Source organism: Nocardia sp. NPDC050378 (genome assembly GCF_040655675.1).
GTDB lineage: Bacteria > Actinomycetota > Actinomycetes > Mycobacteriales > Mycobacteriaceae > Nocardia > Nocardia coubleae.
In genome coordinates, this window is the sequence record NZ_JBFAKI010000007.1 from 172,218 (window position 1) to 194,915 (window position 22,698).

21 protein-coding genes are annotated in these 22,698 nt (G+C 70.3%); 11 read left to right on the plus strand and 10 right to left on the minus strand.

Annotated features, from left to right (window positions below; translation table 11 throughout):
* The 7 genes from AB0I35_RS18110 to AB0I35_RS18140 all read right to left on the minus strand — a co-directional run bounded on the left by AB0I35_RS18110 (nt 1) and on the right by AB0I35_RS18140 (nt 9,767).
* On the minus strand, nt 1–1,290 hold the full coding sequence (locus AB0I35_RS18110) for a VWA domain-containing protein (protein ID WP_357397203.1): 1,290 nt from the start codon (nt 1,288–1,290) through the stop codon (nt 1–3).
* The gene (locus AB0I35_RS18115; protein ID WP_225280264.1) at nt 1,287–2,300 is read right to left on the minus strand and encodes a protein phosphatase 2C domain-containing protein; all 1,014 of its coding nucleotides are present in this window, start codon (nt 2,298–2,300) and stop codon (nt 1,287–1,289) included. Before AB0I35_RS18115 ends, AB0I35_RS18110 begins: the two co-directional genes overlap by 4 nt.
* Nucleotides 2,297–4,696, minus strand: a complete 2,400-nt coding sequence (locus tag AB0I35_RS18120; RefSeq protein ID WP_357397204.1) for a tetratricopeptide repeat protein — start codon at nt 4,694–4,696, stop codon at nt 2,297–2,299. The genes AB0I35_RS18115 and AB0I35_RS18120 overlap by 4 nt, the downstream gene beginning before the upstream one ends.
* Nucleotides 4,693–5,862 carry a hypothetical protein gene (locus AB0I35_RS18125; protein WP_357397205.1) on the minus strand — a complete coding sequence of 390 codons (1,170 nt, stop codon included), beginning with the start codon at nt 5,860–5,862 and terminating at the stop codon, nt 4,693–4,695. The genes AB0I35_RS18120 and AB0I35_RS18125 overlap by 4 nt, the downstream gene beginning before the upstream one ends.
* Nucleotides 5,859–6,833: a glutamate ABC transporter substrate-binding protein gene (locus AB0I35_RS18130; RefSeq protein ID WP_357397206.1), complete on the minus strand. Its 975-nt coding sequence runs from the start codon at nt 6,831–6,833 to the stop codon at nt 5,859–5,861. Before AB0I35_RS18130 ends, AB0I35_RS18125 begins: the two co-directional genes overlap by 4 nt.
* Nucleotides 6,830–8,101, minus strand: coding sequence for a hypothetical protein (locus tag AB0I35_RS18135; RefSeq protein ID WP_357397207.1), 1,272 nt, complete (start codon nt 8,099–8,101; stop codon nt 6,830–6,832). The genes AB0I35_RS18130 and AB0I35_RS18135 overlap by 4 nt, the downstream gene beginning before the upstream one ends.
* Nucleotides 8,102–8,267: 166 nt before the next feature.
* The gene (locus AB0I35_RS18140) at nt 8,268–9,767 is read right to left on the minus strand and encodes an NAD(P)/FAD-dependent oxidoreductase (RefSeq protein WP_357397209.1); all 1,500 of its coding nucleotides are present in this window, start codon (nt 9,765–9,767) and stop codon (nt 8,268–8,270) included.
* A gap of 170 nt (nt 9,768–9,937) precedes the next feature.
* Here AB0I35_RS18140 and AB0I35_RS18145 point away from each other — a divergent pair, with 170 nt between their 5' ends.
* Entirely contained in the window at nt 9,938–11,089 is a 1,152-nt protein-coding gene (locus AB0I35_RS18145) for an LLM class flavin-dependent oxidoreductase (protein ID WP_357397211.1), read from the plus strand.
* 11 nt (nt 11,090–11,100) lie between these two features.
* Here the strand turns inward: AB0I35_RS18145 and rox are convergent, their stop codons facing one another.
* Nucleotides 11,101–12,522 (minus strand): rifampin monooxygenase, encoded by a 1,422-nt coding sequence (gene rox / locus AB0I35_RS18150; RefSeq protein ID WP_357397212.1) that lies wholly within the window; start codon nt 12,520–12,522, stop codon nt 11,101–11,103.
* A 508-nt stretch (nt 12,523–13,030) separates the two neighbouring features.
* On the opposite strand from rox, the gene AB0I35_RS18155 reads away from it, so the two are divergent.
* The 5 genes from AB0I35_RS18155 (at nt 13,031) to AB0I35_RS18175 (ending at nt 16,982) form a co-directional block, all read left to right on the plus strand.
* On the plus strand, nt 13,031–13,639 hold the full coding sequence (locus AB0I35_RS18155; protein WP_357397214.1) for an HAD hydrolase-like protein: 609 nt from the start codon (nt 13,031–13,033) through the stop codon (nt 13,637–13,639).
* 65 nt (nt 13,640–13,704) lie between these two features.
* Nucleotides 13,705–14,286, plus strand: a complete 582-nt coding sequence (locus AB0I35_RS18160; RefSeq protein ID WP_357397215.1) for a class I SAM-dependent methyltransferase — start codon at nt 13,705–13,707, stop codon at nt 14,284–14,286.
* Between the two features lie 258 nt (nt 14,287–14,544).
* The gene (locus AB0I35_RS18165) at nt 14,545–14,985 is read left to right on the plus strand and encodes a DUF4247 domain-containing protein (RefSeq protein WP_357397216.1); all 441 of its coding nucleotides are present in this window, start codon (nt 14,545–14,547) and stop codon (nt 14,983–14,985) included.
* 42 nt (nt 14,986–15,027) lie between these two features.
* Nucleotides 15,028–15,453, plus strand: a complete 426-nt coding sequence (locus tag AB0I35_RS18170; RefSeq protein WP_357397217.1) for a DUF350 domain-containing protein — start codon at nt 15,028–15,030, stop codon at nt 15,451–15,453.
* A complete protein-coding gene (locus tag AB0I35_RS18175) occupies nt 15,453–16,982 on the plus strand; it encodes a polyamine aminopropyltransferase (RefSeq protein WP_357397219.1) in 1,530 nt (509 codons plus the stop codon). The genes AB0I35_RS18170 and AB0I35_RS18175 overlap by 1 nt, the downstream gene beginning before the upstream one ends.
* 132 nt (nt 16,983–17,114) lie before the next feature.
* On the opposite strand, the gene AB0I35_RS18180 is transcribed toward AB0I35_RS18175, so the two are convergent.
* Nucleotides 17,115–17,465, minus strand: a complete 351-nt coding sequence (locus tag AB0I35_RS18180; RefSeq protein ID WP_357397220.1) for a hypothetical protein — start codon at nt 17,463–17,465, stop codon at nt 17,115–17,117.
* A gap of 16 nt (nt 17,466–17,481) precedes the next feature.
* Nucleotides 17,482–18,549 carry an aldehyde reductase gene (locus AB0I35_RS18185; protein WP_357397221.1) on the minus strand — a complete coding sequence of 356 codons (1,068 nt, stop codon included), beginning with the start codon at nt 18,547–18,549 and terminating at the stop codon, nt 17,482–17,484.
* Between the two features lie 121 nt (nt 18,550–18,670).
* Here AB0I35_RS18185 and AB0I35_RS18190 point away from each other — a divergent pair, with 121 nt between their 5' ends.
* From AB0I35_RS18190 to AB0I35_RS18210, 5 genes are all read left to right on the plus strand, one after another.
* Entirely contained in the window at nt 18,671–19,285 is a 615-nt protein-coding gene (locus AB0I35_RS18190; RefSeq protein WP_067635471.1) for a TetR/AcrR family transcriptional regulator, read from the plus strand.
* An 86-nt stretch (nt 19,286–19,371) separates the two neighbouring features.
* A complete protein-coding gene (locus AB0I35_RS18195; protein WP_357397222.1) occupies nt 19,372–19,689 on the plus strand; it encodes a nuclear transport factor 2 family protein in 318 nt (105 codons plus the stop codon).
* Complete coding sequence (locus AB0I35_RS18200) at nt 19,686–20,834, plus strand: alkaline phosphatase family protein (RefSeq protein WP_357397223.1); 1,149 nt, start codon at nt 19,686–19,688, stop codon at nt 20,832–20,834. The genes AB0I35_RS18195 and AB0I35_RS18200 overlap by 4 nt, the downstream gene beginning before the upstream one ends.
* Nucleotides 20,835–20,973: 139 nt before the next feature.
* Entirely contained in the window at nt 20,974–21,291 is a 318-nt protein-coding gene (locus AB0I35_RS18205) for a hypothetical protein (protein ID WP_357397225.1), read from the plus strand.
* A gap of 125 nt (nt 21,292–21,416) precedes the next feature.
* A complete protein-coding gene (locus AB0I35_RS18210) occupies nt 21,417–22,664 on the plus strand; it encodes a transcriptional regulator (RefSeq protein WP_357144955.1) in 1,248 nt (415 codons plus the stop codon).
* Nucleotides 22,665–22,698: the final 34 nt, after the last annotated feature.

Sequence of the window (22,698 nt, forward strand, 5' to 3'; positions counted from 1 at the left end):
TCAGGAACCCTCCGACCGCAATCGGGTGGTCTTGGTGGAGCGGATGTCGAGCGCGAGTTCGTCCGCGGCCGCGACCTGACCGCGCAGCTTCACCGTTCCGTCCTTCTCGTCGACCTCGACAACGGTGCGAAGCAGTTTGGCGGTCGACTCGTGTCCCGAGGCGGCGGCCAGTTCCACCGCGCGGCGCAATTTCGCGGTGGCCGTGGACAAGTCGCCCTCGCGACGGGCGGCAAGACCCTCCTGGACGGCCTGGGCGAGTTCGACCTGGCCGGTGTAGTGGGCGACGCGGGTGCTGATCCTGGTCGACAGGGTGGAGTCGGTGGTCCACACCGCGCGGACCAGGCCCTGACCGAGCACGTCCTCGCCCGCGAGCACGCTGAGGCGGGCCGCGAGCTTCTCCCGCCCGGGCGCGGCCGGTTCCAGTTCGATCTGCAGGTGGTATTCGCGTTCCTCGGCCGCCCACGACGACAGCGGGTAGTCCCCCACCTGCGCGCCGGAATCGGTACGGCGCCCGGTGAGATCCTCCAGCACGGGTGCGACCTGCTTGACCATGCGCACCCGCGCGCCGGCCGGAGTCCACACGCGCAGGGTGAGTTCCGGGATCACCCGGGCCGCCGACGAGCGCATCATCGCGGCGAAATCGGCCGCCAGGTCCTTGGGATCGGCGACGATATCGGCGCCACCGGACAGCTTCGAGGAGATCTTGTGCAGATCGGCCGCCGCCCAGTCGGCCCCGACCCCACGGCAGTCGCAGACGAAAAGCCCTTCGGCGCGGTCGAGTTCGGTGGCCAGCTGCTCGGGGGTCTCGTGTTCGTTCTTGCCGTCGGTGAGCAGGATGGCGTGCGCCTGGGCACCCGGATGCCCGGCGGCGACCTGGCGGGCGAGGGCGAGCCAGGACCCCATGGCGGTGCCGCCGTCGGGCCGCAAACGATCGAGGGCCCGCTTGGCGGCGGTGCGGTGCGTGTGGTCGGCGGGCGCCGACAGCGCGCCGGTGGGGTAGATCATCCGCGCGGACTCGGTGCCCTCGATGATGGCGAAGGCGGTGCCGTCCGGGATCTCGTCGAGTGCGGCGCGAGTAGCGGTGCGCGCGTTGTCGAACTTGCGCTTGTGCCCCATCGACCCGGAGCAGTCGATGATGAGGATCTCGAGCCGGGGCGGCGGGGTGGCGACGGCGGCCAGTTCGGGGCCGGTGGTGACGGTGAGCACCGCGTCGACAACGCCCGCGCCCTCGGCGAGGAATTCGTTCTGGTCGACGGCGACCGAAATGCCTGCGATATCAGGGGAACTCATGACACTCCTGGATCGGGTACAGCGGCACGCGCGGGCACGGGGGCGAGCGCGACCGTGATGTTGTCGCTGCCGCCGCTGTCGAGCGCGAAGTCGGCCAGGGCGCGGGCCGCGGCCTGCGGGGTGGTCTCGACGGTGAACCCGGCCAGCGCGACCGGATCGGGCAGGTAGTTCCACAGCCCGTCGGTGCACAACAGCAGGGTGCCGGGTTCGGTGACGAGCATGCTCTGCAGGCAGTTCGCCGACCACGGTGCCTCGCCGCCGTCGGCGCCGAGCCAGCGCAGCAGGGTGTGCGCGCGTGGGTCGCGCATGGCGGCTTCCTCGTCCATAGCGCCCGCGTCGACGAGGGCCTGGGCCCACGAGTCGTCGACGCTGAGCCGGCGCGAGGCCGTCGGATCGCCCGCGGCGAGCCAGAACGCCCGGCTGTCACCGACATTGGCGACGGTGATCTCGGTGCCCTCGGGGGTGTCGCGCAGGATCGCCGACACGTAGGTGCACGAGGGCGCGTACTCGGGGGTGCGTGACATGCCGCGCACCGCCGCGACGGCGGTGGCCAGTCCGGCCATCACGGCGTCGGGGGCGGGGCGACCGTCGGCAAGGGCGGCCAGCACCGCGTCGACGCCGGTGCGGGCGGCGGTGCCGGAGGCGGCCTGAGGATCCTGTGAGGTCGAGACACCGTCGCTGACGACGATCACCCGGACACCGTCACCGTCGCGCACGGCGGCGGCGACCGCGTCCTCGTTGCGGGAATGGCTGATTCCGCGATCGGTGAGGATGTACACCGGGCCGAGGTCTTCCTCGAAACGGTCCGGAACCGGTTTCGGGGTGCGGCACACCACGCACAGCCCGGCCTCGTAGCGCCGTTCCCCACAGGTGGGGCATTGCGGCACCGTGACCGGATCGTGCACCGGCAGGGCCGCCTTGCGCACACCGAGTTCGCGACCGCAACTCTCGCAGTACCGGTATCCCGCCCTGGCCGCGCCCGCGCAGTCCGGGCAACCCGCGGCGGTCACAGCGTGGTCCTGGGGCGCACGTTGTTGGCCTGATCCACCAGCACGAAGCGGGTCCACATGTCGTCGGCTTCGCGCGCCAATGTCCGCAAGCATCGTTCCAACCCCGTCCGCACTCCCACTTCGGTGAATTCCACATCCAACAGCTTGCCTGGTGCACTCGGCCGCTGTCCCGACCGGATCCAGTTCAGTGCCGCCTCGAGCACGTGCATGCGCACCCGGGCGGTGCGCGCACGCGAGTCGAGGCGCAGGTGCTCGACCCGCTCCCCCGCCTCGCGCAACGCGGCTTCGTCCAGTTCGGCCGGAGCGCGATCGGCCAGCAGCGTCTCCACCGCACGCACGCGGGCCTCGATGTACATCGACGAGGTGCGCTCGACCTGGTCGAGCACCCGCACCGCACCGGCGCGGTCGCCGTCGGCGCGGCGCAACCGGGCGGCGCCGAAGGCCGCCGACAGATAGGTGTGGTCCGTGCACCAGACCAGGTCGTAGTAGGCGAGCGCCTCGCGTGGCCGGTCGCCGTGCTCCAGCGCCACGGCCAGGGCGAGCTTGGGCGCGGGTTCGCCGGGCAGCGCCGCGTAGACGGCCTCGAAATCCACTGCGGCACTGCCGTAGTCGCCCGCCAGCAGGGCGGCCTGAGCGCGGTACCACACCGTGCGCCAGTCGAAATCGAGATCCAGCCCGGCGAGCCGGGCGAGGGCGGCGTCGGAGTCGCCCGCCTCGAGTTCGGCGCGCACGAGGCGCAACGGGATCTCCACCGACTCCCCGGCGCCGGTCACCACCGCGCGCAGGCCCGCGGTGAGTGCCTGCTCGAGTTCGGCGGGGGTCGCGGCGTCGGTGGTGGCCAGCAACGCGGCGCCGCTGTCGCCCGGGTCGACGAGCGGCGCGGGCAGGGCGGCGACGACCGCGGCTGGTTCCGGTGTGGCGCTTTCGATTCCGAAGACAGCGCGGGCGGGACCGAAGACGGCCGACATGCCGGGGCGCGGTACACCGTCCTCGGCGGCGAGGACCTCGCGCAGCACACCGGTGAGCTGGTCGGCCATCTCGCCCGTCGAGGCGAACCGGGCCAGCGGATCGGGGTCGGTGGCACGCAGCAGGAACCGGTACAGCGAATCGTGGCGGGCCAGCAGCGGTTCGGTGTCGGGCGTGGGCAGCGGCCCGAGGCGGCCGTCCACCGAGGGCACCCGCATCATCAGCACCGCGAGGGTGCGGCCCGCCGTGTAGATCTCGGTGGCCACGGTCGGGCCCGTTTCGGCGATCTCGGGTGCCTGGTAGCCGAGGGTGCCGTAGATCGGGGACGTGGTGTCGTCCATGGCGATCACGGCGCCGAGGTCGATGAGTTCGAGGCGTTCCTCGGTCTGCATCACGTTGTCGGGTTTGAAATCGCAGTAGGCCCAGCCGCGCGCGTGCAGATAGCCCAGGGCGGGCAGCATTTCCAGCACATAGGCGATGGCCCTGGCCGGCGGCAGGTAGGCGTTGTGCGCGGCGCGGTAGTCGCGCAGGATCTGTTTGAGCGAGGTGCCGCCCACATAGGCCATCACGATGTAGCCCACCGGTTCGCCGTCGGCGTCGGCGTGCTCGGTGAAGTTGTGGATCTTGACGATATTGGGGTGATCGACCTCGGCGAGGAAACGCCGTTCGGCCAGGGCGGCGGCCTGGGCATCGCTGTCACCGGTGTCGATGAGGCCCTTGAGCACCACCCAGCGGTCGTTGACGCGGATGTCGGTGGCCAGGTAGATCCAGCCGAGCCCGCCGTGCGCCAGGGCGCCTTCGACCTTGTACTGCCCGCCGACCAGGTCGCCGGGTTGCAGGCGCGGCACGAACGAGTAGCGGGTACCGCAGTGCGGGCAGAAACCGCTGGTGCGGCCCGGGATTCCGTCGTTGGTCCGGCCGACCGGCTTGTCGCACCGGCCGCAGTAGCGGTCGGATTCGGGGACCTCGGGGTCGGTGAGCACCGCCGACGCGGGATCGACGCGCGGTACCGGCGGCACCTCGACCAGTCCGGCGCCGAGCCGGCCGCGCGCCGCCGATCGGGCCGAGCCCGAACGGGTGCGCACCGAACGGCTCGAGGTGCGATTGGCGCTGATGGTCGCCGCCGACGGGCTGTGCACGGGGGCGCTGAGCGGGGCGGGCGCGGTGCCGCAGGTATCGCAGTAACCGTCGACGATCGTTCCGCCGCAACCTGTTTCGGCGCAGAGTCCCGGCGCGGTCACCTTCGGGGCGGCACCGGTCGAGGTGCCGACCGTCGGGGCAGGTGTTCGCCGGACGGCCGTGGTGTGGCCCGAGCGCCGGGGCGAGGCCGGCGCGGCGCCGTGGACGGCGACCGCCACGGGCGCGGTGCCGCAGACGGCGCAGTAACCGTCCTCGATCACACCGCCGCAACCCGGTTCACTACAGATCATGCTGTCCGCCCCGCTTTCTCCCCGATGATCGAACGATAGTCGGCGACCGCCCGGGTGACGGCGGCCAGATCGCACGGTGTGCGCGTGAGCAGGCCGGCGGCGATGCGGTCGGCGGCGAGCACATCGCGCTCTTCGGCCACACCCAGGCGCGAGGCCTTGGCACGGTAGGCGGCGAGCCTGCCCTGCAGCTCGGCCCGCCGATCGAGCAGGCCCTGCGCCAATTCCGTTCGGCGCGCGGTCTCTTCGGCCGCGTCGTCGGCACGTACGCGCAGGGCGAGCAGGTGTTCGACGGTCGAGCGGGTCGGTTCCGCGCCGAGGGTCGACAGCTCGGCGAGCAAGGACGCGGCCGACGCGCCGCCGGGCGGCAGCGGTCCGGTGTGGACCTTGCGTTCGGCACGGGCGGCGGTGTCGTCGGCGCGACGCTGCGCGTCGGCGAGGTCGATGAGCCGGGCCCGCAGCGCCGCGACGGCGGCGGGGAGATCGGTCGCCACCGAAAGGAATTCGGCATTGCGGGCGGTTTCGGTCTCGATCAGCTCGGTGAGCGAGGCCAGTGCCGCGGCGATCTCACCGGGTGCGAAGCCGAGCGGGTCGGTGCCCGCGCGGCGCAGCAGGGCGGCCAGGGGTTCGGTGACCGCGGCCAAGGCGCCGTTGGCCCGCTCCACCCGCTGCTGCAAGGGCGCGAGGGCGCCGAGTACCTGCCGGTCGACGGCTTCGACCTCCTCGGCGAACGGTGCGACGAACGCGAAGGCGGCGCGCATGCGGTCGAGGCAGTCGGCGATCCCCACCGTCACCACGGTTTCGCTCGGCCCGGTGAGCCCGCGCTGCGCCAACGGCACCGGTACCCGGGCGATTTCGTGCGGACGCCCCCGCAGCAGATCGGTGAGCCGGGCGCGGGCGCGATCATCGATCCGGCCGCGCCCACGCACCGTCTCGGCCTCGGTGAGGATGGCGCGCACGCGGGCGAGGTCGTCGAAGAGTTCGCCGAGCGCCTGCTCCACCGGCGCCCATCGGCGCGCGGTCTCCCCCTCCGGCGGGTAACGGCGCACCAGGGCGATGCCGGGGTGCCGGTCCAGTTCGAGCAGGGTGCTGCTCACCGTCGCCAATTCCGCGGTGCGCCCGGCCAGTTCACGATCGATCTCGGCGGTGCCGAGTATCGGCGAACTCATCCGGCGTACCTGGGCGCGGGCGCACCGGGCGACGGGCCGAGGGCAGACAGATGCTGGGTGTAGATCCGTTCCCAGGTGCCGTCGGCGCTGATCCGTTCGAGCACGCCGTTGACGAAGCGCACCAATTCGTCGCTGCCCTTGGGCACACCGACCGCGTAGGCCCCCGAACCGATCGGCGCACCGACGAGTTCGAGGTTGCGGTCCTGGGCGACCAGACCGGACAGGATCGGTTCGTCACCGCTGATCGCGTCGACGGTGCCCTGCTGCAGCGCGACGAGGCAGTCGGTCCAGTTGGTCACGCCGAGCACCGTCGGCGGGGTCGGCAGGGTGAACAGCGGCGCGGCCGCGGTGGTGCCCTTGGTGACGCACACCCGTTTGCCCGCCAGGTCGGCGCCGGAGGCGATACCGGCGCCGCGCGGCGCCGCGAAGCGTTGGGCCGCACGGTAGTACACGCTGGAGAAGTCGACGTCGCGGCGCCGTTCACAGGTGGCGGAGAAGGTGCGCACGATCATGTCGACCTTGCGCTCCTGCAGCAGCTGGATGCGGTCGGCGGCGGTCACCGAACGCAACTCGATGCGGTCGGGGTCGCCGAACAGATCGCGGGCGATCTCGCGGGCCAGGTCGATGTCGAAACCCTCGAGCCGCCCGGTGGACGGGTTGCGGAACCCGAACATGTAGGTGTTCTGGTCGACGCCCACCCGCAACCTGCCGTTGGCGACGATCGCGGCCATCGCCGATCCGGCGGGCATCGCCCCCGGTCGCGGCTGTGCGCGCGGCGCCAAGGTGGCCTCGGTATCGCAGGATCCGGTGCCCTCGGCGGTCGGTGCCGAGGTGATCGCCTCGGCCCCGGGCAGCGGTGGCGCGACGGCCGTGGCCTCGATCGACGACGGCGCGGGCGCGTCACCGCAGCCCGCGAGCAGGACGGCGGTCGCGGCCAGAACCAGCGCGAACCGGGAACGACGAATGCTCACAGGAACTCCTTCAACCGTGGCCACAGGCCCGTGACCACCGCACCGGCCGCGGCGAGCAACAGGAGCAGGGTGCCGAAGGGGCTCAGCGTCAAGGCCGTTCGCGCGTCGTCGACACCGTCACGCAGATCGGTGCGCGCCTGGGCGAGGGCGTCGCGCAGTTCGTTGTCGAGGCGGGTGAAGCTCGTGGCCGAGCTCTCGGGGCCGGTACCGATGGCCTGAGTGACCGCGCCCGTGAAGTCGGCTTTCTCGTAGGCGGTGCGCTGCGCGTTGTGCCCGGCGTTCCAATTCGTCAGCGCGCGTGCGGCATCGGAGTCGGCGGCACCGGCGGCGGCCAGGCGCTGTTCCAGGTCGGCGGTGTGGGTGCGGAAGGCGGCCTCGGGTGCGGTGATGTCGCCTCGGGTGATGAGGGCGAGGGTCTCGTCGGTGCGGGCCTGCTGGGCGAGAATGCGCGCGCCCGCCAGGTTCTCCACCCGCGCGCCCGCACCGGAGTCGCCGGTGTCGAGCAGCTGGGCGGCGGTGAGGGTCGAGCCGACGGTCCACACCAGGGCGAGCGCGGTCGCGGCGGCGGCCAGCGCCACACCGGGGTTCACCAGGCGGTTGGTGCGGCGCAGCAGGATCACCGAGGCCACCGCGCAGGCGAGCAACACCAGCAGTAGCAACAGGATCGAGGTCAGCGGCAGGGCACCGATGCGCCGCTGATCGTCACGGACGGCGGCGAAGCGGGCCTCGTTGAGCTGCTCGGCGTGCGGCAGCAGGGAGTTCTGCATGAGGTCGGAGGCCTGACGCAGATAGGCCGAGCCGACCGGGAAGCCCTGGCGGTTGTTGGCGCGCGCGGTTTCCACCAGCCCGGTGTAGGTGGGCAGATCGGCGGCGATGCGGGCCACGATCGTCCTGGTCTTGGCGTCGGTGGCGCCTGCCGTCGCCTCGGCGAGGGCCGCGGCGGCCTCGGCGAGCGCCTGCTCGTAGGTGTCGCGTACCTGCGGTGATTCGATGCCGCCGGACAGGAACGCGGTGGCGGCGCCCGCGTCGGCGGCCGAGAGCGACACGTAGAGACTCTGCGCGGCGAAGGCCAGTGGTTCGGTGCGATCGAGCACCTGCTCGGAGCGGACGATCTTGGCGTCGAGCTGTTGTCCCGCAGTCGATCCCGCGATCAGACAAGCCAGGGTGGTGAGGACGAGGACGACCCCGATCACCCCCGGTGTCGTCGCGGCGAACCGCCGCGACCACGTCCCCGCGTCACGGATGGTCGCCGGTAGGCGAGATCCCACACCGTCCTCCTCACTTCTCCCCGGGCGGTGTCTTCGATCGCGATCCTACGGGAGCCGCGAATAATTCGCCCGCGCGCGGGAAAGGCGCTCGCGCAACCCGATTCACCAGGGAAAAGCGACGGGCCCGCCGCACCGTTGGGTGCGACGGGCCCGTGTGGTCGGCCGGTCAGGCGCTGGCGACCTGCTCGTCGGGTCGTGCGGTCGTGCGGGTCTTGCTGAACCGCAGCACGCCGTCCTCGATGGGCGCCTTGTGCATGAGCGTGCGGTCGCGGTAGTAGTTGTTCACCAGCTTCCAGGCACCACGCTTACCCTGGCGCGGCATCTCACCGTTGCCGCGCTGGATGTAGCCCGAGGTGAGGGCGCCACCCATCAGCGACTCGTCGGCGTAGTCCTCCGGATCGGCGTGCACCTCGAAGGTGCTGTAGCCCCGGTCGCGCATGATGTTGAGCACCCGGCACAGGTAGGCGGCGGCCAGGTCGGCCTTCAGCGTCCAGGAGGCGTTGGTGTAGCCGATGATCATCAGGAAGTTCGGGATGTCGGAGTACAGCACGCTCTTGTAAGCGACGGTCTCGTTCATCTTCACCGGGTTGCCGTCGATGGACATCGTCGCGCCGCCCATGATCTGGACGTTGAGGCCGGTGGCGGTGACGATGATGTCGGCCTCGAGCTCTTGGCCCGATTCGGTGCGGATGCCCTTCTCGGTGAAGGTGGCGATGCGGTCGGTGACGATGTCGGCCTTACCGCTCTTGAGCACCTTGAACAGGTCACCGTTGGGGACCACGCACAGCCGCTGGTCCCACGGGTTGTAGGACGGGGTGAAGTGCCGCAGGTCGACCTTGTTGCCGAGTTGCAGGCGCACCTGGGCCAGCATCAGCTTCTTGGCCAGCTCCGGGTTGGTCCGCGAGAGCTGGAAGCTGGCGCGCTGCAGGGCGATATTGCGGGCACGGCCGATCTTGTAGGCGATCGAATCGGGCACCCGGGTCTTCTTGAACCCGATGGCGACCGGGTCGTCCGACGGCAGCGCCTGGATCCAGGTGGGCGAGCGCTGCAGCATGGTGACGTGGGCGGCTTTGTCGGCCATCGACGGGATCAGCGTGATGGCGGTGGCGCCGGAACCGATGACCACGACCTTCTTACCGGTGTAGTCGAGGTCCTCGGGCCAGTGCTGCGGGTGCACGATCTGACCCTTGAAGTCGTCCTGACCGGGGAACTCGGGCTGGTAGCCCTTGTCGTAGTTGTAGTAGCCCATGGCGCCGACGACGAAGTTCGCGGTCCAGGTCTCGGTCTCCCCGGTGGCCTCGATCAGGGCCGTGACGGTCCACTGCGCGGCGTCGCGGTCGAAGTCCAGGTGCACGACCTTGCGCCCGAAGCTGATGTGGTCGGTGACGCCGTATTCCTTGGCGGTGTCCTCGACGTACTGACGGATGCTCGCGCCGTCGGCCAGCACCTTGGTGCCGATCCAGGGACGGAAACCGAAGCCGAAGGTGAGCATGTCGGAGTCGGAGCGGATGCCGGGGTACTTGAACAGGTCCCAGGTGCCACCGATGTTCTCGCGGCGCTCGAGGATCGCGTAGCTGCGCCCGGTCTGCTCGCGAATGAGGTGACAGGCCGTGCCGATTCCGGACAGGCCAGCGCCGATGATCAGTACGTCGACATGCCGCGTCATTGAGGAAACTCGTTTCGTAGGGTCGTCGCCGCCCGGGCACCGTCGCCCGAGCCTGCCACGAGGTTACGTGTTTCGCATGGTTACGTCTAGTTCCGTGCGGCGGGTGGGAGTTGTGCGCACGGTGAGCACAATGCGTGACCTCATCGGATGCGGCGATCAGCATCGTTGCCATGAGTAAGCAAGCACTGTCGTTCCACTGGTTCCTGCCCACCTACGGCGATTCGCGGGGGTTGGTCGCGGGTGGGCACGGCAGTTTCATGTCCGGTGACCGGCCGGCCACCCTGCGCTATCTCAATCAGCTCACCGCCGCCGCCGAGGACAACGGGTTCACTGGCGTGCTGACCCCCACCGGGGCCTGGTGTGAAGACGCCTGGCTCACCACCGCGATGCTCGTGCAGACCAGCGAGACGCTCAAATTCCTGGTCGCCCTGCGTCCCGGGCTCGTCAGCCCCACCCTGGCCGCGCAGATGGCCGCGACGTTCCAGCGCCATTCCGGCGGCCGGCTGCTGCTCAACGTGGTCACCGGCGGTGAACCGAAGGAGCAGCAGGCCTACGGCGATTTCCTCGACAAGGAGCAGCGGTACGCGCGGACCGGGGAGTTCCTGCACATCGTGCGTGAACTATGGCATTCCACCGAGCCGGTGACGTTCACCGGCGAGCACCTGCGGGTGAACGAGGCGCTGCTCAGCGCGCGACCGGATCCGGTCCCGCCGGTGTTCTTCGGTGGGTCGTCCGGTCCGGCGGGGCCGGTCGCGGCGCGATACGCCGACACCTATCTGACCTGGGGTGAACCACTCGACGCGGTCGCGAAGAAGCTGGACTGGATCCGTGGTCTCGCCGCGCTCGAGGGCCGGTCGGTCGACTTCGGGTTGCGCGTGCACGTGATCACGCGCGACACGGCCGCCGAGGCATGGGCCGAGGCCGACCGGTTGCTCTCGGGAATCGCGCCCGGCGAGATCGAACGGGTGCAGGCGAGCCTGGCCCGCAGCGAGTCCGAGGGACAGCGGCGGATGGCGCGCTTGCACAACGGGCGAACCGACAATCTCGAGATCGCCCGGAACCTGTGGGCCGGTGTGGGTCTGGTGCGCGGTGGGGCTGGCACGGCCCTGGTGGGATCACACGCCGAGGTGGCCGAGCGGCTGCTCGAGTACGCCGCGCTCGGCATCGACCACTTCATCCTCTCCGGATATCCGCATCTGGAGGAGGCGTACTGGTTCGGTGAAGGTGTACTGCCGATCCTGGAGCGGCAGGGGGTGTGGCGGCATCCGTCCCGGTCCGTCGCCCCGCGGGTCGTCACGCCGTTCACCGCAGCGGCCCAGTGAGTCCGCCGGTATCAGGCGCGCGGCTCGCCGAACCATCGAGTCAGAGCTGGGGCGAGGTCGTGGCGGCCGTCGTCGACCCAGGCGACGTGGCCGTCGGGACGGAGCAGGACGGCGGGAAGATCGACCATTCCGTCCACGAGGTGATCGACCCGGTCGGCCCAGCCGGTCACCGACAACGCACCGGCCGGGTCGAGGAGCAGGGCACGACCGGCGTGCAGGCGGTCGTAGAGACCGCCATGCGCGAGTTCGATATCGGGCAGGCGCCTGCCGAGCAGGTCGTGGCCGTCGCCCAGGTCGTAGCGGATGGCGGTGGCGATGATCTTCTCGATCAGGTGCCGGGTGACGCCCTCGAAGTCCATCAGTTCGGTCAGGACGCGGCGCACCGCCTGGGCGCCGGGATCGAGCGAGACCAGAGTCATCTGCGCGCGGGTGTTGTCCAGGACGTCGGCGGCCACCGGGCGGCGTTCGGCGGCGTAGCTGTCGAGCAGCCCTGGTGGCGCCCAGCCGTTGACCTCGGCGGCGAGTTTCCAGCCGAGATTTACCGCGTCCTGGATACCCAGGTTCAAGCCCTGGCCGCCCAGCGGCGGGTGGATGTGGGCGGCATCGCCTGCGAGCAGGACGCGACCGCGGCGGTAGTCGTCGGCCAAGCGGGTGGCATCGCCGAAGCGCGAGAGCCAGCGGGGTGCGTGCGCGCCGAGGTCGGTGCCTGCCGTGGCGATCAGCCGACTGCGGAATTCGTCGAACGTCGGCGGGACCGTGCGGTCCTCGGCTACTCCGTCGGCGGGCACGACCACGCGATGGAACCCGTCGCCGATCGGTCCGGCACCGAAGCGCAGCTGCGTCCGGCGCACCTCGGTGTTTACCGCGGACACCGTGTCGGACGTCGCGGTCAACCGCATCTCGCCGAGTAGGGTGTCGGCCCGGCTCGGTTCGCCCGGAAAGCCGATGCCGAGCAGCGAGCGCACCGTGCTGCGGCCACCGTCGCAGCCGACCAGATAGCGCGCGAGGAGACTGGAGCCGTCGGCCAGTTCGGCGGTCACCGCGTGCTCGTCCTGGGTGAGGCCGACCAGCTCGGTGCCGCGCCGGAGCTCGGCGCCCAGCGCCACGGCGTGCTCGGTGAGCAGGCGGTCGGTGACGGGCTGTGGGAGACCGAGCACGAACGGGTAGGTGGTGTCGAGGCCGGTGGGCTGAGGTTTGGCGATGCCGGCGAAGTAGCCGCCGAGCGGGTGGCGCGAACCGAGCGCGAGGAACCGGTCGACCAGACCACGCTGGGCGAGTACCTCGAGGCTGCGGGCGTGCAGGCCCAGAGCACGCACGACGGGGGTCGGTGCCGGATCCCGTTCGAGAACGACCACCCGCACGCCTTGCAACCGGAGTTCCCCGGCCAGCATCATCCCGGTCGGACCCGCACCCACGACAATGACGTCGATCATCAATCCACCTCTGTTTCCGCTGGTCACACGCTCAGGCAGGCGATTGTGCAGCACGACCGGGGGCTTGTGGCAAGACCCGGGGTGCGCTATATGTTGAGAGTGGCAGGGAGTGGTTCGACCTCCTTGCCATTGTTTTTGTCCGAGCACCTTCCGTCGCGCGATGTGCGCTGAACCGAGACCGATCGGGCACCCCGATCACGCGGTGGTAGGCACGATCACGGCCGGAATTTTGCACTCGATGCATCGGCGCACTTGATGTGAGTAACTGAGGATTCCGCGCGCACAGCGCGGCCGAATTCGCCCCGACCTGCACGATCACGACACCCGCCGCACTCGAGGTTATTCGGCTGTCACTGCTCGTCCGCACGCAGTGCACCGCGCACCCCCTCTCCCCCAAGCGATTTCGGCACCGAGTGCAGCGGCGGTTCCACGTGAATCAGGGCTCTACCGGCGGTTTCGCACCGCTGCCTGATCGGTCGTCCAGCCCGGCGGCGATAGGCTCGGCGACGTGACCATCACCGTCGGCTTCGACCTGGACATGACGCTCATCGACTCGCGGCCGGGCGTGGCCGTGGCGATCGACACGCTCGCGCAGGAGTTCGACCTGCCGATGGTCGGCGCGCGTTTCGCCGAGCACCTCGGCCCGCCGCTGGCCACCCTGCTCGGTGCCGCGGGCGCACCGGACGACCTCGTCCCCCACCTGGTCACCCGATACCGTGAGCTGTATCCGGATGTCATCGCGAGCATCCCGGCCCTGCCCGGCGCGGGTGACGCGCTCGAGGTCGTTCGGGCGGGCGGCGGGCGGGCTCTCGTCGTCACCGGCAAATACGAACCGCACGCCCGTCTGCATGTGGAACATCTGGGGTGGGCGGTGGACCGGGTGGCCGGTGATCTGTGGTCCACCGGGAAGGCGGCGGTGCTGCGCGCGGAATCGGCGACCGTCTTCGTCGGCGATCACGCCGGCGACATGCGCGGCGCGAAAGCGGCCGGTGCGTTCGCGGTCGGCGTCACCACCGGCCCCTATGACGCCGACGGGCTCCGTGCGGCCGGTGCCGATGTGGTGCTCGACGATCTCACCGGGTTCGCCGACTGGCTGGCCGGTCACACCGCCGCCTGATCCGCGAAAACGCCTGTGCGGTGATCCTTTCGGAACCCGGTGGGTCGCACGGACGTTGACCGATCATGTCGACGGACCCCTACTGGAACCACAACACGCACTACCACCCCTGGCTGCTCGAACAGGTGCCCGCGCACGCGCGCACCGCCCTCGATATCGGTTGCGGCGACGGCCTGCTCGCCCGCAAACTCGCCACCCGCTGTGATGCGGTGCTCGGCATCGACATCGACCCCGAGGTCATCGCGAACGCACCGTCGACACCCCACGTGCACCTGGACAAGGCCGACTTCCGCGACCTCGACGACACCTTCGACATGGTGACCGCCGTCGCCGCCCTGCACCACGTCCCCGTCCGCGAGGGCATGGCGGCGCTGCGCGACCTCGTGGCACCCGGCGGCACGCTCGCGGTGGTCGGGCTCTGGAAGATGCACCCGCTCACCGATATCGGCTACCTCCCGCTGCTACCGGTCGTCTGGGCCACCGACCGTCGCCACCGCCGCGAAGCGGGCGGACCGAACGCGACGATCCGGGATCCGGAGGAAACGCTCGGCGAAATCCGGCGGGCCGCCGAGGATTTCCTGCCGGGCGCGCAGATCCGCCGCCGCCTGATGTGGCGATACACGCTGCTGTGGCAACGACCCCGCTGATCTTCGCCCCGAGCCACAACTGGCACAGGAGCCGACAGACCGGCAGCGCTCACAGGTCGCAACCGGCAGGTGTTCCATGCCGATCCCGCGTGTCGCACGTCGCCCGGTAGCCGTCTGTGATCTGAATCGCAGTTGCTCAACTCCCCGCGGTCGGTGGCGCGAAGCCGGTGATACAGTCCGGCCAGTTTTTCGACGGGGAGGGATTCTCATCAGCACAACGCCGACAGTTCTGTGGCGCACCGGTTTCGGGGTGCCGCGGTGACCCGGACAAGATGGATCGTGGTCGGCATCCTGGCCTCCGTGGTCGCGGTGATCGTCGCGGTGGTCACGGTCGTCGCGGTGACCGGGCCGCAGGATCCGCGCGAGTTCGTCGCCGAGAAGTACCAGCGTGCCCGCCAGCTCGACCAGGCCAACGACGGCCTGGCCTTCACCACGGCCGCCGCGCCCGCCGCGGTCGCGGCCGCCATCGCCAAGGCCACCGAGCCGCGCGACCGGCGCAATACCGGCGACAACCACTATCTGCGGTTCGACAAGGACCTCGTCGCGGTGTCGCCGCACGCGGGCGGCTCGCTCGTGCTGGTCGACAGCTGGGCCAACGGCACCCGCCGCCACCACTCGCACACCAGCAGCTACGGCTGGACCAGCGGTTCCGCGGCGGGTGACTACCGCGGTGGCGGCAGCGACAGCGGCGGCAAGTAGTTCATTCGGGGCATCTCGCCTCACAAGCACAGGAGGACACTCATGCTCGCCGAACTGGGGGCGGACGCGGGCGCCGCGCTCGCCTATTCCACGGTGGGAATCGTGTTGATGACCGTCGGATTCGGGCTCGTCGACCTGCTCACCCCCGGTGATCTGCGCGCCCAGATCTGGATCGAACGCAACCGCAACGCCGCGACCCTGCTCGCCTCGAACCTGTTCGGCACCGGCATCATCGTCGCCACCGCCATCTGGACCTCCGACGGGGAGATCGTGAAGGCACTGCTGGCGAGCGCGGTGTACGGCGTGATCGGGCTGGCCGCGATGGCGTTGGCGTTCGTGCTGCTCGACGCGCTCACCCCCGGTGATTTCCGGACCGTTGTCGCCGATCCCGAACCGCACCCGGCGGTCTGGGTGACGGCATCGGCCCATGTCGCCGTCGCGCTGGTGGTGGCCGCGGGCCTCACCTGATGCCCACCCACCGCCTGGCGCGGGCGGCGCTGCTGGCGACGGTATTCGTCTGCGCCGCCTGCGGTCTGGTGTACGAGCTGTCGCTGGTGACCCTGGGCAGCTATCTGATCGGCGACACCGCCGCGCAGGCCTCGATCACCCTGAGCGTGATGGTGTGCGCGATGGGAGTCGGTGCGCTCCTGGCCAAACCGTTGCGCCCGCATGCCGCCGCCGCGTTCGTGGCGGTGGAGCTGGCGCTCGCGGTGATCGGCGGGTTGTCGGTGGCGGCGCTCTACGCCAGCTACGCCTGGCTCAACGTGTACACCGCCGCGCTCGTCGTGGCGGCGGCGGTGATCGGGATGCTCGTCGGCGCCGAGATCCCGCTGCTGATGGAGCTGTTGCAGCAGGTGCGCAAGCAGGAGGCCAGCAGTGCGGTGGCCGACCTGTTCGCCGCCGACTACGTGGGCGCGCTGCTGGGTGGTCTGGCGTTCCCGTTCCTGCTGCTGCCGGTGTTCGGGCAGATCCGCGGCAGCCTCGTGGTGGGTGTGGTGAACGCGATCGCCGGTCTGGCGTTGGCGTTCTTCTTCTTTCGCGACCGGATGACCCGCGCCGCTCGGCACACCTTGATCGCCACGACCGCCGTCGTGGCCTGCGGCCTGTCGAGCGCCTACCTGTACGCCGACCGTTTCGAGGCCACCGCCCAGCAGGCGCTGTTCGCGCATCCGATCGTGTGGCAGACCCGCACGCCGTATCAGCAGATCGTGCTCACCGAGTCGTTCTCGCCGTTCGCCACCACCGACACCCGGCTGTTCCTCAACGGCGGCCTGCAGTTCTCCTCCGTCGACGAGTACCGCTACCACGAGGCACTGGTGCACCCGGTGCTCGCCGGGTCACGCCGCTCGGTGCTCGTGCTCGGCGGTGGCGACGGGCTCGCGCTGCGTGAGATCCTGCGCTACCCCGACGTGGAGCGGGTGACGCTGGTCGAACTCGATCCGGCGATGGTCGAGCTGGCCCGCACCGACGACCGGCTCACCGAATTGAACCGGCACGCCTTCGACGATCCGCGCGTGCGAGTGGTCAACGCCGACGCCTTCAACTGGTTGCGCGGTGCGCCAGGGCTTTTCGACGCGGTGATCGTCGACCTGCCCGACCCCGACCAGACCTCGGTCGCCAAGCTGTACTCGCAGGAGTTCTACGCGATGACCGCGAACGTCCTGGCTCCCGGCGCGCGCCTGGTCGTCCAGTCCGGTTCCCCGTTCTTCGCACCACGCTCCTTCTGGACCATCGATGCCACCCTGCGCTCCGCCGGACTGCACACCACCCCGTTCCACGTGGATGTCCCCAGTTTCGGCGACTGGGGCTTCGTCCTCGCGGCGATGAACGAGCCCCCGACCCCCACCCTGCGCTCGCCCACTCCCCTACGCTCCCTGGACGAGACGACGCTCACCGCCGCCACCGTCTTCCCGCCGGACCGCCGCCCGAAAGACCCCCAGGTCTCCACCCTCATGCACCCGGTGATCCTGGACCTCCAGCGCCAGGAATGGCGTTGAACCCGGCCCCGCCGCAGGCCGGGTTCCCAGCATCGACACCGAGGTCCTGGTCCCCAGAACCGACCGAGGTCGCACTCCTGATCCACTCGGTGATCCTGGACGCGCAGCGCGGTTCATGGCGTCGGGTCCGGTTCAACCGCAGGCCAATTGGGTTCCCGTGATGGCCAAGGCCAGCACCGTCACCGAAGCCGACAGTGCCCGTCCCTGTTGCCGCATACGCCGTCCGAGACGGTCGAGCCGGGCACCCGCGCCCGTCACCACGGCGCGCACCGCCGCACCGACACTCAGCGCGGCCGACGCCAGCCCGCGTCGCGCCCGGCGGTACACCTCGACCAGCGCGACGGACCGCAGGCGGCCCCGGAATACTGACGCGGCGTCCACTCGCCGCGACGCAGATCCCGCGCCTTGTTCGCCATCCGCGCGGCGGCGCCGAGTCCGCCGGAACGCACCGACGACGGTCAGGATCACAGCGGTGATGAGCATCGTCTTCCCTTTCCGCTCAGCGTGTTCCGACCGGAACGGCTGGTGCTGAGCGACGCTTGCCCGGCGCGGTGACGACGCCGAAGGCGATCAGGCTGTCGGCGGTGTCGCGGACCGTCTGCTCGACCGGACGCATGGTCCAGCCGAGTTCGCGGCGAGCCTTATCAGCGCTCACCCGTTCGGCGCGACCGAGGACCGGCACGGTGAGGCGGACGGTCTTGTCGAAGAGTGCGACGAGGCGGACCAGGGCGTTGGGCAGTACCCGCGTCGGCACGCGGAAGCCCTGGGGGCCGAAGTCGCGGGCGAGCAGGCCGGCCAGCTCCGCCATCCACAGCGGCTCACCGCCGCAGATGTACCGGTTGCCCGCTGCCGCGGGGACTTCCATGGCGAGGCGGTGGGCGACGGCGAGGTCGCGCACGTCGACCGGAGACCAGCCGGTGCGCACCGAGCCCGGCACGTCGCGGGCCAGCAGGCGCTGGATCGGTGCGTGCGAGGTGCTGGTTCGCGGTTCGAGCAGTGGCCCGAGGATCATGCCCGGGTTCAGCACCACCAGTTCGAGATCGCTGGTGTCGCCGAGGGATTCGACGTACTCCCAGGCGGCGCGTTCGGCGAGGGTCTTGCTCTTCTGGTAGGCCGGAATCCGGTCGACGACCGACCAGTCGTTCTCGGTCCGCACGTCGTCGTCGCCGTGGCCGTAGGCGAGGGCCGCCACCGAGGAAGTGAGCACGACCCGCCGCACCCCGCCCGCGGCCGCCGCCCGCAGCACCCGAAGTGTGCCCTGCACGGCGGGCTCGATGAGGTCGCGCTCGTTCTCCGGCGGGCTGTCGGGGAACGGGGAGGCGACGTGCAGCACGGTGTCGCAGCCGGCCACCGCCTCGGCCCACCCGGCGTCGTCGTCGAGCGTCGCGGCGGCGAATTCCAGGTCGCCACCGGTGCGGCGGGCCAGCTCGGTCAGGTGGGCGCGCTTGGCGGTGGCGCCCAGATCGCGCACGGTGCCGCGCACGGCGTATCCGTGCTCGAGCAGTTCGGCGATGCAGTGGCCGGCGACGAAGCCGGTGGCGCCGGTGACGAGAACCCTTGCGGTCATGGTGTTCATCCGTTCCCTCGGAGGAGCCCACCCATCTGAGCGGTGCTCAGATAATCTAAGCACCGCATAGATCTGCTGTCCAGTGCCTATTTTCCCGGTCGGGTCGCCTAGGCTCGGAGGGGTGAAGCGCACCAGTTACCACCACGGCGACCTGCGAGCCACCCTGATGGCGGCCTGCCTGCGCCTGATCGAGAGCGAGGGGCTCGCGGCGGTGAGCCTGCGCCGGGTCGCGCGCGAGGCCGGGGTGAGCAGCGGCGCGCCGTATCACCACTTCGCCGATCGGGCCGCGCTGCTGTCGGCGCTGTCGGTCGACGGTTTCCAGCGCCTGGCCGAGGAATTGATCGCCACGCGGGCGCAGGCGAGCAGCCCACTGGCCGCGCTCACCGAACTCGCCGCCACCTATGTGCGGTTCTCCCGCGAGAACCCGGCCCTGTTCCGGCTGATGTTCCGGCCCGAATTGTCCCAACCGGACAAGCATCCCGACGCCGCGCACGCCGGTGACACCGCCTTCGGCGTGCTCGCCGACACCGTCACCGAATGTGTCGCCGCCGGACAGCTTCCCGCGAACCAGGCCGACACGCTGGCCGTGGCGTGGTGGAGTCTCGGCCACGGACTGGCCTCGCTGTGGCTCGACGGCCACCTCGAAAAGCGCAGTGAACAGCTGGGAACCAACGCGCCCGACCTCGTCGACGAGATCATGCGCGCCTTCACCGCGCTCGTCGCCACACGCACCTGAAAATTTTGCGGTGCGGGGTGTGCGAGCGGCCCTAGAGTGGGTAAGGCTGTTCTACCCAGTGCGCCCGAACACGAGCAGGAGGCCCGATGGCTGAGACTGTGAAACTCGATCCCGCGGTCGAGGCGTTCGTCGACGCGCTCAACGCCCAGGACACCGACCGCTTCTACGGCGTGCTCGCCGAAGACGCCACCATGTCCGACGACGGCGTGGAACGCAACCTCACGCAGTGGACCGAGGCCGAGATCTTCAGCGCCAACGGGCATCTGGAGATCGACACGGTGGAAGCCGACGGACTCGAGTTCACCGCCGACTACACCAACAGCCGGTGGGGTTCCATGCGCACCACCTGGCGATTCGATGTGCGCAACGGCCTCATCAGCCGCTTCGAGACCGGACAGGCGTGAACGAACTTCTCCTCCCGCGTTACGGCCACGCGTCTCTGGCCGACCTGCTCCCCTCGATCCTGGCCTGCCTCGGCGTGCCCGGTGAGCACGACCGCCTCGGTCTCGCACTGGATGTCGACCATGTGTGCGTGCTGCTCGTCGACGGCCTCGGTGCCACCGCGCTGGACGCCGAAAGTGCTGCGGCGCCGTTTCTTTCGGGCTTGCCCGCGGCCACCCTCGATGCCGGTTTCCCGAGTACGACGGCAACGAGCCTGACCACCCTCGGCACCGGGCTGCCGCCGGGCGAACACGGCACCGTCGGCTACACCTTCCAGCTGCCCGGGCAGGACCGCCTGTTCAACGGCCTGCGCTGGCAGCTCACCGGCGACGGGCCGAAGGTCGACGCGATCGCCGAGTTCCCACCGGAGCGAATCCAGCCCCACCGCACCACCTTCGAACGCGCGAGCGCCGCGGGCATCGCCGCCGTCCAGGTGGCACCGAGCTACCAGGACGGCTCGGGTCTCACCCGCGCCGGCTGGCGCGGTGGCGGTTTCCGGACGGCCTTCTCGGTGGGCGACCTGGTCGACGGTGTGCTCACCGCGCTCGGTGCCGCACCGAAAAGCCTTGTCTACACCTACCATTCGGATCTCGACACCACCGGGCACGCGCGTGGCCCGCAGACGAGGGCGTGGCGGTTCGAACTGGCCAACGTCGACCGGATCGCGGCCGAGCTGGCAGGTAAGCTACCGCCGCGCTCGGCGTTGATCGTCACCGCCGATCACGGCATGGTGCCGCTGGTGCACCGCATCGACTTCGACACCCACCCGCACCTGTCCGAGGGCGTGCGCGCGCTCGGCGGCGAACCGCGCGCCCGCCACGTCTACACCGAAGCGGGAGCCACCGAGCAGGTCGCCGACACCTGGACGGGCACGCTCGGTGACGAGTTCGTGGTGCACACCAAGGCCCAGGTCATCGAGGCCGGGTGGTTCGGCCCGCGGGTGAATCCGGAGGTGGCGGCGCGGATCGGTGATCTCGTGGTGGTCGCCACCGGGACGAGCGGGGTGATCCGCAGCGGCGCCGAACCCCTGCAATCGCAGATGCCCGGCCATCACGGGTCGCTGACCGCCGACGAACTGCTCGTGCCGTTGCGAATCCACCGCAGCTGACCGCTGTGTTCGATGGTGCCGAACCCCGAGAGCCCTGCGTGGACACGCCGCGCTACCGCCGCCGGGCCCGCCGCGATCGGCATCTAGTCTGAAGCGGACCCGGGCGAGTCGCACCGGGCGCGATCTTTCAGGAGGAATCATGCACGCCACCCGCAGCGGCGCCGTCGCGGTCGGACTCGCGGTGCTGGCGGCACTGGTGACCGGCTGTTCCGATGTCGAGCGCCTGCTCAACCAGGGCGGCGACACCCCCTGCCGCGATTACGTCAACCAGGAGCCGGACACCAAGCGGATCACCATCACCAAGGCGATCAAAGAACAGACGGGCAACGACAACGAACCGGCGGGCACCGTGGTCGACGCGATGATCGTGCAGGTCGATCTGCTGTGCGCGGGCCAGCGCAATATCGACACCCCCATCAAGAACGCCGATATCGCGGGCCTGTTCCTGAACAAATAACCGACCGCGCGTCAAGCCGACGCGACAGGGCACACCCCGGTGACCCGGTAGTCCGCCCGTAATCCCGGCCCACGCCGGTGGCACACCTGATAGACAGGAACAGCCACCGACGAGCAGGAGTGAACGTGGGCGCATCCGACGATCCGATTCCCGGATCGCCCAGGCCCGACGGGCTCGCGGACTATCGCGGCGCGATCGAGAAGCAATGGAACCGCCTCGCCGCCCCGTCGCGTCCGCTGCAACTGCCCCGCGACACCGGCCCCGTGCGCCGGGAGGTGGCCAGGTCCTGGCAGCGTTCCCTGCACACCGTCGACCCGGCCCAGACCGTCGCCCCCGGGCTCGACGACATCAGCGGCCGCTGGCGGGAATCACCGTTGCGCAGGCCGGTCACCGAACTCGCGGGCCAATTGCGTGGTATCGCCGAGGATTCCGGCTACCTCGCCGTCGTCAGTGACGAATCGGGCACCATCCTGTGGACCGCGGGCGACCGCACCCTGCGACGCCAGGGTGAGCAGGTGAACTTCGCACCCGGCGGGGTGTGGGACGAAAGCCATATGGGCACCAACGGCCTGTCGCTCGCCCTGCACGACGACCGGGCCTGCACCGTGTTCTCCGCCGAACACCTGGTGGCCGCCCTGCACGGGTGGGTCTGCTATTCCGCGCCCATCCACGGACCCGACGGTCGCACCGTCGGTGTCCTCGATCTGTCCTCGACCTGGGAACGCTCGCACCCGATGGTGATGACCTCGGTGCGCGCCCTCGTGACGGCCGTGGAGACCATGCTGCGGGCCGAGGCACCGACTCCCGTCCCCGGTGTCCGTCTCGAATGTCTCGGCGCGGCAAGGCTGCTGCGCGACGGCCGACCTGTCCCACTGCCGCCGCGCCAGCTCGAGATCCTCGCCCTGCTCGCCCTCGAACCCGACGGGTACACCCCGGAACAGCTGCACGCCGCCGTCTACGGCGACCGCGCGGTATCGCTGAACACGCTCAAAGCCGATGTCTCCCATCTGCGGCGGGCGACCAGGGGCGAGATCACCAACCGCCGGTACATGCTCACCGGTGCGGTGTCGTGCGACGCGGTGGAACTGCTCGCGGCGATCGAGGGCGGCGACCTCACCTCGGCGCTGTGGCTGTACCGCGGACCGCTGCTACCCGGCTCGGACCTGCCCGGCGTGCACCAGTGGCGCGACCATCTCGATGTCGGCCTGCGCGACGCGGTGCTGGCCAGCGATCGCCCCGAGCACGCGGTGGCCTTCGGACAGCGCTGTCCCGGCGATGTCGCCGTGCACGAGCACGCGCTGCGGCTGCTGCCGCGCGACGACGTCCGCCGGGCCGTCGTCACCGCTCGCCTGTACACCGCGCGCCAGGGCTGACCTGTGCAAACGGCACGACCAACCTCGTACCAAC